We start from the raw sequence: 16,293 nt of genomic DNA on the forward strand, positions 1-16,293 counted from the left end.
GAGATTAACGGCCTGGTTGCTAATGTGAAAGTGAAACAAAAATTTAGCAATACCAGTAAAGCTGGGCCATTTATTGGTTCTAAAATTCGCTCAACCTAACAATGGGAAAAGGAAGGTAGGGAGATATTGTCCTCCCTACCTATTAGTTATCTACTGGTTAATTTTCTTTAATGATTAAAAGCGACCAGATAAACCAATAACAATTGCATCATCGTCATCCAATGACATATAACCAAGACGCGCTGAAATAGCAGGTGTGAAGAAATGTTGAGCACTAAGACCAAAGTTATAGCCATCTTCAGTAGAAAGGTCTACACCAACACTTGATTGAGCTGTCCAGTAGTAATCGGCAGCGGCAGTAAAATCATTATCATCATTAAGAAATGAAGCTTCTAAATTGATAAATGCTTCATCAGCTAATGTTGCAATGTATTTTGTATTAAGTGCTAAAGAATCTGAAAAATCTTCATCATTACCAGAAATAGAAACTAACCAGTTTTGAGCGAAAAAGTAACCTACTTCGCCGGAAACGTTAGTATCGCTACTGCCATAGTCTGTATCAGTATATGTAACATCCAAGCCAACAAATATGTCGTTATAGAAATAGTCGCCACCTAAAGTCAATGCGTAAGCAGCACCATCAAAATCTAAGTAACTAACAGAGGCGCTATTGTTTCTGCCCATAAAAGCGGCTTCTGCCCAAGCGGTATTATCAGTAGTTACACTGTCAAAGTAGTAAGTACCTTCAAGTTTTATGATATCGAAATCATCAACAGTGAGGTAGTCAAAATCAACTTGGGTATTGTAATTATCGGCTAAAACAGTAGAAGAAAGTAAAGATAAACCAAGTAGAAATGCATGTTTTTTCATTATATATATCCTTTATATATGTAGATTTAAGCTCCTGAGGAGAAGTGAATGGATATGAGCTCATCGTAACATCTAACAATATCAACAAGTTGAATGTTTAGGTGTCAAAATCCATTTCACGCGCACTATAATTGCTCAGTCCCAACATATCAAGTGATAGTGCAGATATATCTTGTTATTCCGAATTAAAGTCTGATCGTTCTCTTTTTTTCTTGTCATTTAAGTGACATCTTAATGCAATACAAGCGTAATATTTCTTCAGTTTAACTGTCATATTCCCTCGGTACACTTTGTCACATTCTTGGATACCAATAAGAGCATTTAACAATGCAGATTACTCTTGGTATTTATAATTTATCAGACTCTTATTAATAAGAGATTAAGAGAAAGGGTAAACCGATGAAGTTGTCTAAACTCGCCAAAGCAAGCTTATACCTTAGCCTTAGTGCTAGTAGCTTAATCTTTGCTACTTCAGCAAATGCTACTGATCCATCCAGTGAAACCTCATTAAGTAAGGTTGTTAATGCAGGTCAAAAAATTAACCAATCTGCCGTAAAATCACAACAGAGAGTAAATAACTTAACTGAGCAAGTACAAACTAAGCTACAGCAATTTCATGTGGTAACAAAAGAAGTTGATGGTCTCAGTATTTATAACCAACAAATGCAAACACAGCTTGATAGTCAATTAACTGAATTAGCTCAAATAGCAAAGTCGATGGAAGAAGTGAGTGTTATTGAACGCCAAATATCACCTTTAATGGCACGTATGATTAGTACCTTAGCTGCTTTTGTTAAGCTTGATGTGCCTTTCTTACCCAATGAGCGTACCAAGCGTGTTGCTGATTTAAAATCTATGATGAAACGTGCTGATATAGCCGTTTCTGAGAAGTTTCGCCGTGTAGTAGAGGCATACCAAATTGAAGTTGATTACGGCCGAACTATTGAGGCTTATAGCGGTGTTTTACCTATTGAAGGTAAAAAAATGGATGTTGATTTTTTACGTATCGGCCGAGTGAGCTTAGTGTATCAAACTCGAGATGGTAGTCGTTTGGGGGAATGGCAGAAATTATCAGGAAAAACCGGCCAAACAGGGCAATGGAAAACCTTATCGCAAGACTATCGTTTAGGCATTAATAAAGCCTTACGTATTGCGCGAAAACAACTAGCGCCAGACCTAATTCTTGTACCTATCTCAGGGGCGGTAGTGTCCATTAACCAATCTTCGACACCAGCAGAGTAATTAATAATGACTATTCTTTCTAAAATATTCAATAGCAACGGCAAGCAGGCAATGACTACTTCTGTTCTTTCACTCGCCTTAGCTGCTTTTAGTAGTGTGGGTATTAGCTACGCACAAGAGGCAGTGAATCTAGATGATTTATTAAACCAACTAGCGCAAGGTCAAATTACACAAACTAAGCAAAACAAAACCAGAGAAAGTCAATTTAAAGCCAAAGTTAACCAACAGCAAAATATGCTGAATGACATGAGTTATCAACGTGATAACGCTTTAGTACTAAGTATAAAACTTGAGCAAAACTTTAGCGATAATGAAGTGAAACTGGCTAATAGGGCCGAAGCGTTAGATAAACGTTTAGGTGAATTAAAAGAGCTATTTGGTGTGCTGCAACAAGTTTCAGGTGATACCCGCAGTAAGTTTCAAACCTCAGTTATATCGGCACAAATCCCCGGACGAGGGCTGTTTTTAGATGAATTTGCACAGAGCATGGGTTCAAGTTCAAAACTTGCATCCATTAACGACATTGAACGTTTATGGTTTGAATTACAACGTGAAATGACCCAAAGCGGTAAAGTGACAACCTTTACTCGTGAAGTTGTTTTAGCCAATGGCGACCGCAAAAATTCTGCTGTTACCCGTGTAGGAGGTTTTAACTTAATTTCAGACGGTAAGTACTTAGAGTACATAGATGAAACCGGCACTGTTGCTGAGCTTATTAGACAACCCTCTAGTCGATATTTAGCTACTACCAGTGAGTTAATTAATAATAAAGGTGCAACAACTGCTTTTGCTTTAGACCCAACGGGTGGTTCAATCTTAAGTTTATTGGTGCAAGCACCTGACTTGAAAGAGCGTGTCGACCAAGGTGGACCTGTGGGTTATATCATTTTGGCTATTGGTTTTGTTGGTCTGTTAATCGCGCTAGAGCGTTTAGTGAGCTTAGTTATTATAGGCTCTAAAGTTGAACGTCAGCTTAAATCATCCACTGCATCGAGTGACAACCCACTGGGTCGTGTTATGCAGGTTAAAGAGAATAATCCACATTTAGATACCGAAACCTTAGAGCTTAAATTGTCTGAGTCTATTTTAAGAGAAGTGCCTAAGTTATCAAAGCGTCTCACCTTAATTAAAATCATCTCAGTCGTTGCACCGCTAATCGGATTACTCGGTACGGTAACAGGTATGATTAATACCTTCCAAGCGATTACTTTGTTTGGTACTGGTGATCCTAAGCTCATGGCTGGCGGTATTTCTCAAGCCCTTGTCACTACCGTTCTAGGTTTAGTTGTTGCCATTCCAATGGTCTTTATATTTGCTTACTTAAATGGTCGTAGTCGTAACATTATTAATATTTTACAACAAGAAAGTACCGGTATCATTGCCGAAAATGCAGAATCAGCTGAGCTAGTTGAGAAAACTGAGATAGTTCAAAGCCAAACACTTGCAGGTCAAGGAGCATAAATAGTGATTTTGCTAACGGAATTTAACGACGCCGCGAGTGCAATAACTGAATTTATGGATACTGGTGGGCAAGTTTTAATCGTCATTGCCGCCGTAATCTTCATTATGTGGTTGCTGATTTTTGAACGCTTTGTTTTTGTTTTTTACAGTTATCGCAGTGTAAAGAAACACATGGTTAGTGTCTGGCAAGGTCGAAACGAGCAAACGTCTTGGTACAGCCAGCAAATACGTAAAGCATTAATTTCTCGCGGTACCACTAAGCTAAACCGTAATTTAGTACTCATTCAATCTTTAGTGGTGTTGTGCCCCTTGTTAGGTTTACTTGGCACAGTAACAGGCATGATTGAAGTGTTTGATGTCATGGCAATCTCGGGCAGTGGAAATGCTAGGTCAATGGCCTCGGGTGTATCACGGGCAACGATTCCTACCATGGCAGGTATGGTTGGTTCCTTGTCAGGAGTATTTACAGTGACCTGGTTACGCCGAAATGCCAAAAAAGAAGCAGAGTTACTCGCTGATAACTTGGCGGTTAGCCATTAAATTAACAACAGTTAGCTGCTTTGTATTTAGTGAAGTAGTTATCTAAAAAATAGAAGTTTTAGGAGTTAGTTATGCGTCACTTAAACCAAATGTTACAAGATCAAGATGAGAAAGAAGAAATAGATATGACCCCCATGCTTGATGTGGTCTTTATCTTGTTAATCTTTTTTATTGTCACTGCTTCATTTGTTAAAGAAGCCGGTATTGATGTTAATCGGCCGGAAGCGGCTACCGCAGTAAAAAAAGAACGTGCCAATATCTTAGTTGCTATTAGTGATAAAGGTGATATTTGGATCAATAAACGTAAAGTTGATATCCGTAGCGTACAAGCGAATATTGAACGCCTAAAAGCAGAAAACCCACAAGGAACTGTGGTTATTCAAGCAGATAAAAAATCTACTACCGAGACCTTAATAAAGGTAATGGACTCGGCCCGTGCTGCTGGTGTTTATGATGTCTCAATTGCTGCGCAAGAGGCTTGATATGTCACGGAATATGTCACAGCACATGTCACAACATATGTCGAAACGAATCATAGTACGCAGTGGCGCTCGATATGCGATAGCAGGAGCATTGGCATTAAGTATGACTTTTCTTTTACTTTTGGGCATGCAGAAATTAATTGCTGGTGGCAATGAAGTGATGACAGACCCTGCCAAGGGTAATGTACTTGACTTTATCCGCTTAAAAAAAGATGAAGCAATCGTTAAAAAAGAGCGTAAGCCACAAAAACCAGCTAAACCCAAAGAGCCACCACCGCCAATGACAGCACCTAAAATGCAACAGGCTAATCCAAATACCAATGCAATAAAAAGTAGTTTTGCCGCAGATATACAAACTGATATGGGCTTGTCAGGTGGTTTGAGTTTAGACAGTGGTGATGGTGATTATTTACCGATTGTTAAGGTTGCTGCCGTTTACCCGCGTAGAGCACAGTCTCGTGGTATTGAAGGGTTTGTTATTGTTGAGTTTGTAGTGACCAAAACAGGGGCTGTTAGTAATGCCATGGTAGTGCAAGCGAAACCTGAGGGAGTATTTGATAGAGCTGCTCTTGATGCGGTGGCAAAGTTCAAATACAAACCACGTGTTGTTGATGGTATTGCAATGGAAGTTGCTGGCGTACAAAACAAAATTAGTTTTGAGATTGATGGTTAAAAATTAACAAATAAATAAGGATTAAGATAATGAATAGTAAAAACGCCTTACTACTAACATCAGCATTGATACTACTTGTCATGTTTACAGTTAATAAAAGTTTTGCTGTAGACAGTTCGGTAGATAATAGTGACAAAGCGGCAGTTAAAAAACAAAGTTATCGCGCAAGCAAAAAAGTACCAGCCATGCGTAATCGCGTTTATGCACAATTAGCAAGGGCGCAGCAACTAGCTGATGAAGGTGACAAAATAGAAGGTTTTGCGGTATTAGCAGAAGTAGAAGATCGCCTTGATAGTTTAAATAGTTATGAGCGCGCGATGTTATTCAATTTTTACGGTTTTATGTATTATGGCAATGACGATATTGATTTAGCTGTTGATAGCTTTAACAGAGTTATTGCTGAGACCGCTATTCCTGATAGTTTGATCATTTCAACACTCTATTCTTTAGCGCAATTAAGCATGCAGCAACAAAACTATAAAGAGGCATTTGCTTATTTAACTCAGTGGCGAAAGTCTAATGCTAAAGAATTAACGGCTAATCAAGAAATGTTATTTGCGCAAGTTTTGTATCAAGACAAAAACTTTGTCAGTAGCTTAAAACATATTGAAAGGGCGATTAATCTTGTTGAAGTCAAAAACAAGCTACCGAAAGAAAACTGGCTTACTTTACAACGCGCTAGTTATTATGAGCTTAAGCAACCGAGGCAAGTAACCAAGGTAATGGAAAAGCTAGTGCGTTTATATGATAAACCACAATATTGGTTACAACTTGCAAGTATGTACGGTGAAATAGCTGAAGAAGACAAACAAATGGCGGTAATGGAGGCGGCTTATCAAGCTGGTTATATTATTAAGTCGGCAGATGTTCTTACTTTATCGCAGCTGTATTTATTTCATGGTGCGCCTTATAAAAGTGCTAGGATTTTGGAACAAGCCATTGCAAAAGGTAGTGTTTTTGCTGATAAATATAACCTTAGCACTCTTGCCCGAGCTTACCTTGCCGCTAAAGAAAATAATAAAGCTATCAAGGTGTTGATTCGTATTAGTGCAATTGCACAGTCAGGCGAGTCAGATGCTTTATTAGCGCAAACTTACTTAAATACTGAACAATGGCAACAGGCGATAAGCTCGTCAAAGTTAGCCTTGGCTCGTTACGCTGAGTATAAAAAAGGTAAGGTTAATAAAGTTAAAGAGATTGCTAATATGCACTTAATTCAAGGCATGGCTAATTTTAATCTTAAACACTTTGAATCTTCTTTGGTATCTTTTGCTAAAGCGTCAAAATTTATCAGCACTAAAAAGACCGCGCTGCAATGGGGTAAGTATGTTGAGCGAGAGCAACAACATTATAAAGTGCAATTAGCTATGCTGAATTAGTTAATGAGTGCCGTGGTAAAAGCGTCTTAGGATGCTTTTTTGCTTTAAACCGGTTAGTACGCGAGTGAGCGAATAATAAAAAGTTAACTTAAATTAAAATAGTCCGAAATAATAGGTTTTTTGATGCCTTATTTGAGCGCAATACTCACTTTAATCTTAAATTATTTCTATCTGTCTTCTGTTATACATTTCTTTGTATAACTACGCTAATAGGTTTTATTAAAATGGCTAACTAGATCGGTTATTTGCATTAATAGTATGAAATACATAGTTAACTCTTGTATTGATAGCTTAAGCAACGGATTTTTTTACTACAATAGTCTACGTTATATAACAGGGCATAAATAAAAAAACCTTATCTATGAGTGAAAATAAAAATGTATTGTTTTTAAACCATGATGTAAATAATCATTTGGGTATCGCCATGGGGTCTTTTGAAATATTGCTGCTCAATAACCCTGAGTTACAGCAGAACGTTTATGCTGAGCGAGTGACGAAAGGTTTACTTAGGGCTAGAGATTTATCACATGAGCTCGCGCAAACATATCAAGACTCAGATGAATCAGCGCAGACAGATAAAAATTTCTTATTGATTTCTGTGCAGGAGCACTTCCTTAAAAACTCAAAGCCTGCTTACGATAAGCTAATGGAAATTTATAATATAAAAATAAACTTACAAGTCACTATGATAGATGAGCCCAAAAAGGCTTATTTAAATCCAGTCGAATTGGTACGCTTGCGTGAAAATATTGTCAGTAATGCTATTGCCGCAGGAGCCACAATACTTGATGTACATATCGAGATGAAAGAGACTTATTTAGTGGGAACCTTTACTGATAATGGTAAAGGCATGAGCCAAGAAGAATTAGATAAAACAATATTATTCCAACATGGCGACGGTAAAGTACACGGCATAGGTACAAGAACTATTGTCGAAGGAGCCAGTAAATATGGCTACTCAATTAGTTATTCCTCCATTGAAGGCAAAAGTACTACGATCCGCACTTTAGTTCCTTATTATGAAGAGTAATTAATACTGTTTTATGTTGAGTTTATCAGAGAGGTGACTGCAAGATAATAAACAAAAATCACTCCTATATTTGTAATTACCCTCCAAGCAAAAGTCATTTTAATTGTCATTGAAATTCTGCACTTTAAATCGTAACTGGTATAAGATGGGTTCAACTGTCATACCAATGAGAAAAGATATGGAAATGGATGAATCAATTAATGTTTTTGGTGAAGAGTTAGTTGCCTGTGGCGGTGATCCGGTAACCGGATTTTTTCGAGATAATAAGTGTAATACTTGTGAGCAAGATGCTGGCTCACATACTGTTTGCATTGAAGCTAGTCAGCAGTTTCTAGAATTTTCACGTTTTAAGGGCAATGATTTATCAACACCCGTACCGGAAGTTAATTTCAAAGGCATAAAAGCCGGTGATACTTGGTGTTTATGTGCGATGCGCTGGTTAGAAGCTTATCAAGGTGATAGAGCGCCAAGAGTTCACTTAAGAAAAACACATATTAAAGCCTTAGAAATAGTGCCTATTGAAATTTTAAAAAAATATGCTCTAGATCTGAGTTAAAAACTAGCGCTAAATCCTAACTGAATATACCAGTTCTAAAACCAAAACTAAGTAAAGCTAAGTTGGTTAAGTGATTTATTAACTTAACCAACTTGGCTGTTCCTCATTAGAATAATTAGCATAAAGAGAATAGACATAATGACTACCTTGAATGAATTTTACCCTGAAATATCTCCTTTTAATGATTTCTTATTTGATGTTGATGGGCAACATCAAATTTATGTAGAGCAATGTGGTAACCCTGAAGGTCAGCCGGTGTTATTTATTCATGGCGGACCAGGTGGTGGCTGTTCAACTAATGACAGACGATTTTTTGATCCTGAGCAATACCATATAATTCTATTTGATCAACGTGGTTGTGGTCGTTCCTTACCGCACGGTTGTTTAGACAATAATGAAACAACCTTTTTAGTTGAAGATATTGAGAAGATTCGCCAACATTTAAACATACAGCAATGGCATGTTTTTGGTGGCTCGTGGGGGTCAACTCTATCTTTAGTGTATGCTCAAACTCATCCTCAAAGTGTTACCAGCCTTGTTTTACGCGGTATTTTCTTAGGCAGAGATGTTGATACTAACTGGACATTCTCAGGCGGTGGCGCCACACGTATATTCCCTGATTATTGGCAAGATTATTTAGATGTTCTACCACTAGGCAGAGAACAAGCGACAACTAAAGCTGCTTATGCGATGTTAGTTGGTGAAGATAAAGAACTAGCCCAAAAAATTGCTACAGCGTGGAGTATTTGGGAAATTCGTTGTTGTACTTTAATACCAGACCAAGCATTTGTTGATGCAGCAACGGGCGATGATCATGCTTGGACGTTAGCTCGTCATGAGGCGCATTACATGGTCAATGATTGTTTTTTAACTGACAATCAAATTTTAGCCAATTGCGATAAAATAAAAGATATTCCTACGGCAATAGTTCATGGTCGTTATGACATTGTTTGTCCGGCAGATAATGCTTGGTTATTACACCAACAATTACCTAAATCAACACTTGTTCTCAGTGAAGCTTCTGGTCATGCATCTGTAGAGCCGAATACTAAGCACCACCTGCTTGCCGCTACAACAGCTATGTTATCGATTTAAGTTCATTGGTGCTTGTTACCGGCCAGAAGTTGTCACTGTAATAGAGTAATAATGGCAGCAGCATGTTTTTTTACCTGTGTTGCCATCACTATCTCGCTACTTGGCTAAAAGTAACGTAAAATAGTCGGCATTGATTTATATATACCTATGCTCGCGCTAAATAGCGAACAATTGTAGCCATTGACTAAAGGCCAACCATGAAAAAAACATTTGAATTAACCCATGAAAAAGTAAAACTTGAAAGACGCGTTGACGCGGTAAAACATGAAGTTAAGAAATACCTGAAAAGAGAACGCAATAAAAAATTACCAGCGGGTGCAGATTACTGGGACTTTGATTGTCAATTTGGTAATACCAAAGAAGAAGCAGAGCCAGTTCAATTATCAGATATTAATAAACGCATTGATCAAACTCAAGTTGAAGGTTTAACTTCATTTTATATTGAAATCATCGCTAAAGAAGGTATTAGAACCTTTACGCCAAGAGATGAAGAAGATATTGATTTTGATGACGAATAGTTAGTCGTTTAATCTTTATTAATAAAACCGAGCCAAGTGCTCGGTTTTTTTATGTCTGCATATGCCTCGTATATAGTAGTCAAAATAAATTTTTGACTACCTCAAGCTTTAAATACAGTTATCGTTAATTATTGATGCGGTTTTTATCAATCAATAAAAATAATCTATGGTGCAAACCCTCACAAAAAGCACTCAGCTTCTCGGCGGGTGCTTTTTTTGTTTTTATATCTCCGTCTATAGACAATAAAATTCCGCTTTTATTTATGGTTATGACAGCGTTGTCATTGGTGGGGTTCAATGTTATTGTAATTGCATGGTTACATTTATTTACAGTTAATAGTAAAAAATATAGAGTAAAAACGTAAATTAAGACTAAAGCCGTATATGAATATAAAATTAAAAATTCTAGCATGTTAGTTAAGCAATTATTGCTAGCGGTAGAACGAGCGAAAACTTTATTGCTGGAAATAGAGCAAGCAATACGTTAAAACTATGCTCAATAAGATATGTTCAATAAAATATGGGTAATAAATTATGGCCAAGTAGCCATGCTCAAATAAAGTTATAAATAATAGCCAAAGAATATTGGTCGTAGCGATATAAAAAAAATATAAAGAACTACTATAAGAAAATTATAAGAAACGATTTAAAAATACTTCAAGTTAATCACCTCAAGTTAAGTCCGAAGGAAGAGAGAATGAAAGAATTAAAATTACGTTATCCAGTGTCTGAAAAAGCTAAAGCGCATACTCATATTGATGCAGCAACTTACGATGCTATGTACAAACAATCAATTGAACAACCCGATGAATTTTGGGGCGAGCAAGCAAAAGAATTTATTGATTGGTATCAACCTTGGGATAGCGTAAGTAAAGTTGACCTTAAAAACTCTGAAATTAGCTGGTTCTCTGGCGCTAAACTGAACGTAAGTTATAACTGTATTGACCGCCATTTAGCGACTAAAGCCAATGATACCGCCATCATATTTGAAGGTGATGATCCAACGGATGACGGTAAAGTTACTTATCAAGAATTACACGACCATGTTTGTCGTTTTGCCAATTTATTAAAAGAACGTGGCGTTAAAAAAGGCGATCGTGTTTGTATCTACATGCCGATGATCCCTGAAGTGGGTTACGCCATGTTAGCCTGTGCCCGTATCGGCGCTATTCACTCGGTAGTATTTGGTGGTTTCTCTACAGAATCGATTAAAGCCCGTGTACTTGATGCTGATTGTAAAGTTGTTATCACCGCAGATGAATCTTTACGTGGTGGTAAGCGTATTCCGCTTAAATCAAATGTTGATGCGGCCGTTGTCGATTGTCCAAATGTTCATTCAGTCATTGTTATTGCCCGCACAGGTGGGGATGTTGCTTGGAATGAAAAAGTAGATATTAACTACGAAGAAGCCGTAGCTAAACAAGCTGCAGTATGTGAACCAGAAATTATGGATGCAGAAGATCCATTGTTTATTCTGTACACCTCCGGCTCAACAGGCACGCCAAAAGGTGTAGTACATACTTGTGGTGGTTATATTCTTTACGCTGCCATGACGCATAAATATGTCTTTGATTATAAAGAAGGTGAAATTTACTGGTGTACTGCCGATGCAGGTTGGATCACTGGTCACTCTTATATTTTTTACGGTCCGTTAGCTAACGGTGCAACTACCTTAGTCTTTGAAGGAGTGCCAACATACCCTGATGCTGGTCGTTTTTGGCAAGTATGTGAAAAACATAAAGTTAACGTATTCTATACTGCGCCAACAGCTATTCGTGCATTAATGAGTATTGGTGATGACTTAGTTAACGCATCTGATTTATCATCGTTACGTTTGTTAGGTACGGTAGGTGAGCCAATTAACCCTGAAGCATGGCATTGGTATTACGAAGTGGTTGGTAAGAGTAATTGCCCAGTTGTTGATACGTGGTGGCAAACAGAAACCGGTGGTATTTTAATTACCTCACTACCTGGTGCTGTAGACATGAAACCAGGTTGTGCCGGTAAGCCATTCTTTGGTGTACAACCAGCGTTATTTGATAAAGAAGGCAATACTTTAGAAGGTGAAAATGCAGGTCTGTTAGTCATGACGGCAAGTTGGCCAGGACAATTACGTACGGTTTATGGCGATCATAATCGTTTCTATCAAACTTATTTAGGTCAATATCCTGGTAATTACTTTACCGGTGATGGCGCGAAACGTGATGAAGATGGTTTCTACTGGATCACTGGTCGTGTTGATGATGTATTAAACGTATCAGGTCACAGGTTGGGCACTGCTGAAATTGAAAGCGCCTTAGTACTTCATCCAGCAGTTGCTGAAGCTGCAGTTGTTGGTTACCCACATGAAATTAAAGGCCAAGGCGTATATTGTTACGTGACCTTAATGGGTAATGCGACTGAGTCAGATGAGCTAAATGTTGAACTACGTGAATTTGTCGCTAAAGAATTAGGCCGTTTTGCTAAACCTGATTATATTCAATGGGCACCGGGTTTACCTAAAACACGTTCAGGTAAAATCATGCGTCGCATCTTACGTAAGATTGCTGAAAACGATGTTGATAGCTTAGGTGATACTTCAACCTTGGCAGATCCAAGTGTTGTAGAAAACTTGATTGATAAACGTATTGTTCACGGTGCATAAACACTAGTTTTTTAGTAGGTCTCTAGTACTTGAACAATAAAAAGCGCCGCAAGGCGCTTTTTTTATGGACTATAGTATGAAAGTTAAAAGTTTAGTCAGTTTACTTGTAAACAAGTTAAAAGTTTTTGATTTCAACTTGATTACTATTAAACTCGAACTTGTTAATCTTGCCACATTGGGCGAAATGATTGTTTGAACTGTAAGTAGCGTCTGCTTGGGCAATGTCACCTTCCCAGCCTTGGCCATTTTTAATGAAAGCTTTCACTTCAAACTTACCATCAACAGCTTTACTGCAATCCATATCAACATCTATCATCCAGTAATGTAAACCCCAACTATTTAAAGGATCTTCGCCAAATCCATCAATGGCTGTGGTGCGTAATGTCCCCCAACTACTTGGCCAAACATTAGTAGTCCAATCAAGTGGTGTACCTTCAGTTGTGGTGTTTTGATTGATTTCACTACCATACCAATCTAAATAGTTTTCATTATTTTTCCATAGTGTTGTAGTGCTATTTCGTAGGTTGTTATGTTTGATTGGCATGGCACAATCAAAGTTACTGCTTTGACAGTTCCTGCCTAATTGACTGTTAGCATAGTTATGATCGATACCGCCACGAATGAACATATCTTGTCCGCTTTGTGTCTGTGCTTGCATAAATATCACTGTACGCTGCCAGTCTGCATCGGTTGGTGGAATGACTACACCATTAGTTTTAGCACCTTGGTGAATTGCAAAGGCATCCCAAGCACTTACATTGGCATTGATTGTTCCATCATTGTTTACTGAGATACTTTCACCACTACAAGATTGACCATCAATAGATAATTCCCCTTTAAGTACATTACAGTATGTGCCAGCAGCCATATTGGTGCTTAATGTTGTTGTTAGGGAAGAGTCTTCTTTGTTAATAGCTACATAACCGGAGCTACCACGGCCAAAGGCTATTTGGTTATTACCATTATCCCACCAATTGGTCGTACTCCAGTTATCTGCGGTATTATTTCTAAAATCGACAGCACCTGAAATGTAAGACCATCTGTGCTCACACTGCCACTTGTCGCCAAAGCATTCTAAGTTGCCATTATTATGAACAAATACACTAGGTGCCCCTTTATCAGTATCACCGTGGTAGTCATAACTAGACATTACCTTTGGGTAACCATAAGGATAAGCTAACATAAATACATTGGCTAAATCGTATAAACGGCCGTCTGCAAACGTTATTACATTGCCACCACCACCGTGGCCACGTTGGTTATCATGGTTATCAACAAAAACAACGGCAGAGCTACTAGCCATAAAACCCCAGCTTTCACCAAAGGTACTTAACCAAGCTAATTTGCCATTTTTGAAGGTATTACCGAGTTGGGTGGTATATTTGAACTCAGTCACTAAACCTGCACTGGTATATTCTGCTGCACTGATGGCCTCGCCACCTTGGTCTATTACTTCTTGAAAGACTAACGGGCTAGCATTGACCTTAGCCAATACACCTTGAATGTCACTGACTGACATATGTTTTGAGGCGTCAAATCGAAAACCAGCAACACCTATGTTAGTTAAGTCGTTTAAATAAGCTGCTAGCGTTTCCTGTACATAAGCTGATCCGGTATTTAAATCAGCTAATCCAACTAATTCACAGTTCTGTACTTGCCAGCGATTACTATAATCATTGATTGCACAGCTAGTATGGAAGTCTTGTGGGCTAAACATTGGATAATTTTTATTGCCATAGTTACTGCCTGCAGTACCTACACCACTGCCATTTGCCATATGGTTAATAATGGCATCAACGTAAATGTCTACCCCTACGGCCTTACATCGATTAACCATATCGATGAACTGGCCTCGATCACCACCGCGACTTTGTAGCTGATAACTTACTGGTTGATAGCGTGTCCACCATTGTGAGCCTTGGATATGTTCATTGGGTGGTGATACTTGTACTGCCGCATAGCCCTTAGGGCCAAGGTAATCTTCACATTCTTTAGCGACGTCTTGCCAATTCCATTCAAATAAATGTACAAAGGTCGTTGGCTGAGGGGCAGCTTGTACTGGCGCTATAGTTAAAAGTGGTAAAGCAATTGCTAAGCCGGTAGTAATCAAATTTTTAGTTATTTTATAGCTCATTTTAGGTCCTATTTATAATTATTATTAAGCTTGTTGATAAATCCATTTTCTTAATTTTAGTGCCGTTGCATATTTGCTTAAAAATCAGACGATGTCATCGTTATCTATATTGAATACGTATGCAATAAATCTGTTTTTTATTGCGTATTTATTTGGTGGCGTTTTGAGGTATTAAATGTTAATTTAATATCTGTATGTTTTTAATGGTTTTTTTATTGTTGATAGTTAATGAATATGGAAGGAAGCTTAATAAGTAGGACAGAGTCAGAGGTGTTTATTAGTTTTACTTAGCGATAGATCTGATCACCAAATGCCATGAATGCCCTTTCTATTTTATATATTTTAATAGGCTGATTTAATGAGGGAATTTGTGTGAATAGCGCAGACTTTGCCCTCATGTTCAAGCCTATTGCTCTGCATACATTTGTTAGAAGTCTATTTCTTGCTTGTGGGCACACCCACTTGAAATGTTTCTTGGTAAGCGCGATTGAAGTTGGCTATATCATTTTTATCTAAATAACGAGTGTGTGCCTGGTAAAAATCAGCACTGTGATACAGTTTTTGTAATGCAGCATTAATATCCTTAATAACATGTTTTCCAACAGCACTTTTACTGCAGGCGACATAACCGACGATATAACTTGGTGAACCTACTATTTCTAATGATTCAAGTGATATGTTTGCAGCAGTCTCTTTTAATACTCTATGCACATTAACAGGGTATTCAATGGTGTAATCTATGCGATCTTTTATTAACATTTTGACTAGCGATGTAGTCGATTCAGTCCCACTTCTTACCACTAAATTATGCTTTTCCAGTGCTGCTATTTGAGCATCTAAGAATATACCAAAAGATCGGCCGTCATTAACTCCCAAAGTGTAAGTTGATTTACCCGTAAATAATGCTGCTAATGATTTTAAACGCTTGTTTTCATCAAGGGCATTTTTGGGCAATATAGAAGACTTCATGTTTTTTTTATAATACAGCTTTAAACTTAAATAAATATTAAGCGGTAAACTGTAAATATTATCTTTTAGTCGTTCAGGGGTCTTTATTCTGTTAGGTGCGCAACTATTTGGAAGTTTTTTTAATAATCTGGCAATGCTCTGGCTTTGAATATATTCAGTGCTAAATTGGTATTGAGGCAGGGACTTCATCAATAACTGAGAAGTATCAGCTAATGTTGATATATGAACATTAGTGTCTTGAACTCGCTGTGCTGAGTCCAAGACACTGTCGTTGAACCAATGTATTGTACTTTGTGCATGGCTGTCAATACACAGGCAACATGCAGAGATAATGGTGAGAGGTATTGCTAATTTCTTCATTGAAATGTTTACCTGTTAACTTTTACGAATAGTCCTTATTAAAAAGAATTATACACGTAATAACATAAGCCGTTAAACGTGCCGTGCGCAGTTACCTATATTAAAAACGTGTATTTAATTTCCCCCTAAACCTTTTGAAAACTTAATTGCTTTCATTTTCACTGTGCCGATAAACTGAATTCTAGCTTAACAATAGTCGGCATAACCAGCCATTGACAATCATTGCCAGTAATAAGCTGAACTTTGCTTTATCAGCCAAATGCAATGCACTTTCACTTGACAGTACACAAAAATAATATCTGTTAATGCATCGGTTAAATTGCTGTATTGCTAGGCATAA

At 37.8% G+C, this 16,293-nt stretch carries 14 protein-coding genes; 11 read left to right on the plus strand and 3 right to left on the minus strand.

From position 1 onward, the window contains the following. Window positions 1-174: 174 nt before the first annotated feature. A complete protein-coding gene (locus GAB14E_RS03210) occupies window positions 175-870 on the minus strand; it encodes a putative porin (RefSeq protein WP_033084039.1) in 696 nt (231 codons plus the stop codon). Between the two features lie 399 nt (window positions 871-1,269). Here GAB14E_RS03210 and GAB14E_RS03205 point away from each other — a divergent pair, with 399 nt between their 5' ends. From GAB14E_RS03205 to acs, 11 genes are all read left to right on the plus strand, one after another. After that, window positions 1,270-2,112 carry a DUF3450 domain-containing protein gene (locus GAB14E_RS03205; RefSeq protein WP_033084040.1) on the plus strand — a complete coding sequence of 281 codons (843 nt, stop codon included), beginning with the start codon at window positions 1,270-1,272 and terminating at the stop codon, window positions 2,110-2,112. A gap of 6 nt (window positions 2,113-2,118) precedes the next feature. Then, window positions 2,119-3,573, plus strand: a complete 1,455-nt coding sequence (locus GAB14E_RS03200; protein ID WP_081967900.1) for a MotA/TolQ/ExbB proton channel family protein — start codon at window positions 2,119-2,121, stop codon at window positions 3,571-3,573. Between the two features lie 54 nt (window positions 3,574-3,627). Next, a complete protein-coding gene (locus GAB14E_RS03195; RefSeq protein ID WP_414734068.1) occupies window positions 3,628-4,113 on the plus strand; it encodes a MotA/TolQ/ExbB proton channel family protein in 486 nt (161 codons plus the stop codon). A 71-nt stretch (window positions 4,114-4,184) separates the two neighbouring features. Continuing rightward, window positions 4,185-4,595: an ExbD/TolR family protein gene (locus GAB14E_RS03190; protein ID WP_033084043.1), complete on the plus strand. Its 411-nt coding sequence runs from the start codon at window positions 4,185-4,187 to the stop codon at window positions 4,593-4,595. Between the two features lie 37 nt (window positions 4,596-4,632). Next, window positions 4,633-5,268, plus strand: coding sequence for an energy transducer TonB (locus GAB14E_RS03185; protein WP_033084111.1), 636 nt, complete (start codon window positions 4,633-4,635; stop codon window positions 5,266-5,268). Window positions 5,269-5,297: 29 nt separating this feature from the next. Beyond that, window positions 5,298-6,647 carry a tetratricopeptide repeat protein gene (locus GAB14E_RS03180; RefSeq protein ID WP_033084044.1) on the plus strand — a complete coding sequence of 450 codons (1,350 nt, stop codon included), beginning with the start codon at window positions 5,298-5,300 and terminating at the stop codon, window positions 6,645-6,647. Window positions 6,648-7,008: 361 nt separating this feature from the next. Then, window positions 7,009-7,677, plus strand: coding sequence for a sensor histidine kinase (locus tag GAB14E_RS03175; protein ID WP_033084045.1), 669 nt, complete (start codon window positions 7,009-7,011; stop codon window positions 7,675-7,677). A gap of 178 nt (window positions 7,678-7,855) precedes the next feature. Further along, entirely contained in the window at window positions 7,856-8,233 is a 378-nt protein-coding gene (locus GAB14E_RS03170; protein ID WP_033084112.1) for a DUF2237 family protein, read from the plus strand. A gap of 138 nt (window positions 8,234-8,371) precedes the next feature. Further along, on the plus strand, window positions 8,372-9,328 hold the full coding sequence (pip, locus tag GAB14E_RS03165; protein ID WP_033084046.1) for a prolyl aminopeptidase: 957 nt from the start codon (window positions 8,372-8,374) through the stop codon (window positions 9,326-9,328). 197 nt (window positions 9,329-9,525) lie between these two features. Further along, window positions 9,526-9,846, plus strand: coding sequence for a DUF6172 family protein (locus GAB14E_RS03160; protein ID WP_033084047.1), 321 nt, complete (start codon window positions 9,526-9,528; stop codon window positions 9,844-9,846). 697 nt (window positions 9,847-10,543) lie between these two features. After that, on the plus strand, window positions 10,544-12,490 hold the full coding sequence (gene acs / locus GAB14E_RS03155) for an acetate--CoA ligase (protein ID WP_033084048.1): 1,947 nt from the start codon (window positions 10,544-10,546) through the stop codon (window positions 12,488-12,490). A gap of 115 nt (window positions 12,491-12,605) precedes the next feature. Here the strand turns inward: acs and GAB14E_RS03150 are convergent, their stop codons facing one another. Together GAB14E_RS03150 and GAB14E_RS03145 are read right to left on the minus strand one after the other, a co-directional pair. Beyond that, the gene (locus GAB14E_RS03150) at window positions 12,606-14,624 is read right to left on the minus strand and encodes an alpha-amylase (RefSeq protein WP_033084049.1); all 2,019 of its coding nucleotides are present in this window, start codon (window positions 14,622-14,624) and stop codon (window positions 12,606-12,608) included. Between the two features lie 435 nt (window positions 14,625-15,059). Continuing rightward, window positions 15,060-15,953: a hypothetical protein gene (locus tag GAB14E_RS03145; protein ID WP_033084050.1), complete on the minus strand. Its 894-nt coding sequence runs from the start codon at window positions 15,951-15,953 to the stop codon at window positions 15,060-15,062. Window positions 15,954-16,293: the final 340 nt, after the last annotated feature.

It is taken from the genome of Colwellia psychrerythraea, assembly GCF_000764185.1.
GTDB lineage: Bacteria > Pseudomonadota > Gammaproteobacteria > Enterobacterales > Alteromonadaceae > Colwellia > Colwellia psychrerythraea_B.

Coding starts and splice junctions, on each gene's coding strand:
- GAB14E_RS03210 (WP_033084039.1), bottom strand. CDS start 870: ATGAAAAAACATGCATTTCTACTTGGTTTATCTTTACTTTCTTCTACT.
- GAB14E_RS03205 (WP_033084040.1), top strand. CDS start 1,270: ATGAAGTTGTCTAAACTCGCCAAAGCAAGCTTATACCTTAGCCTTAGT.
- GAB14E_RS03200 (WP_081967900.1), top strand. CDS start 2,119: ATGACTATTCTTTCTAAAATATTCAATAGCAACGGCAAGCAGGCAATG.
- GAB14E_RS03195 (WP_414734068.1), top strand. CDS start 3,628: ATGGATACTGGTGGGCAAGTTTTAATCGTCATTGCCGCCGTAATCTTC.
- GAB14E_RS03190 (WP_033084043.1), top strand. CDS start 4,185: ATGCGTCACTTAAACCAAATGTTACAAGATCAAGATGAGAAAGAAGAA.
- GAB14E_RS03185 (WP_033084111.1), top strand. CDS start 4,633: ATGTCGAAACGAATCATAGTACGCAGTGGCGCTCGATATGCGATAGCA.
- GAB14E_RS03180 (WP_033084044.1), top strand. CDS start 5,298: ATGAATAGTAAAAACGCCTTACTACTAACATCAGCATTGATACTACTT.
- GAB14E_RS03175 (WP_033084045.1), top strand. CDS start 7,009: ATGAGTGAAAATAAAAATGTATTGTTTTTAAACCATGATGTAAATAAT.
- GAB14E_RS03170 (WP_033084112.1), top strand. CDS start 7,856: ATGGAAATGGATGAATCAATTAATGTTTTTGGTGAAGAGTTAGTTGCC.
- pip (WP_033084046.1), top strand. CDS start 8,372: ATGACTACCTTGAATGAATTTTACCCTGAAATATCTCCTTTTAATGAT.
- GAB14E_RS03160 (WP_033084047.1), top strand. CDS start 9,526: ATGAAAAAAACATTTGAATTAACCCATGAAAAAGTAAAACTTGAAAGA.
- acs (WP_033084048.1), top strand. CDS start 10,544: ATGAAAGAATTAAAATTACGTTATCCAGTGTCTGAAAAAGCTAAAGCG.
- GAB14E_RS03150 (WP_033084049.1), bottom strand. CDS start 14,624: ATGAGCTATAAAATAACTAAAAATTTGATTACTACCGGCTTAGCAATT.
- GAB14E_RS03145 (WP_033084050.1), bottom strand. CDS start 15,953: ATGAAGAAATTAGCAATACCTCTCACCATTATCTCTGCATGTTGCCTG.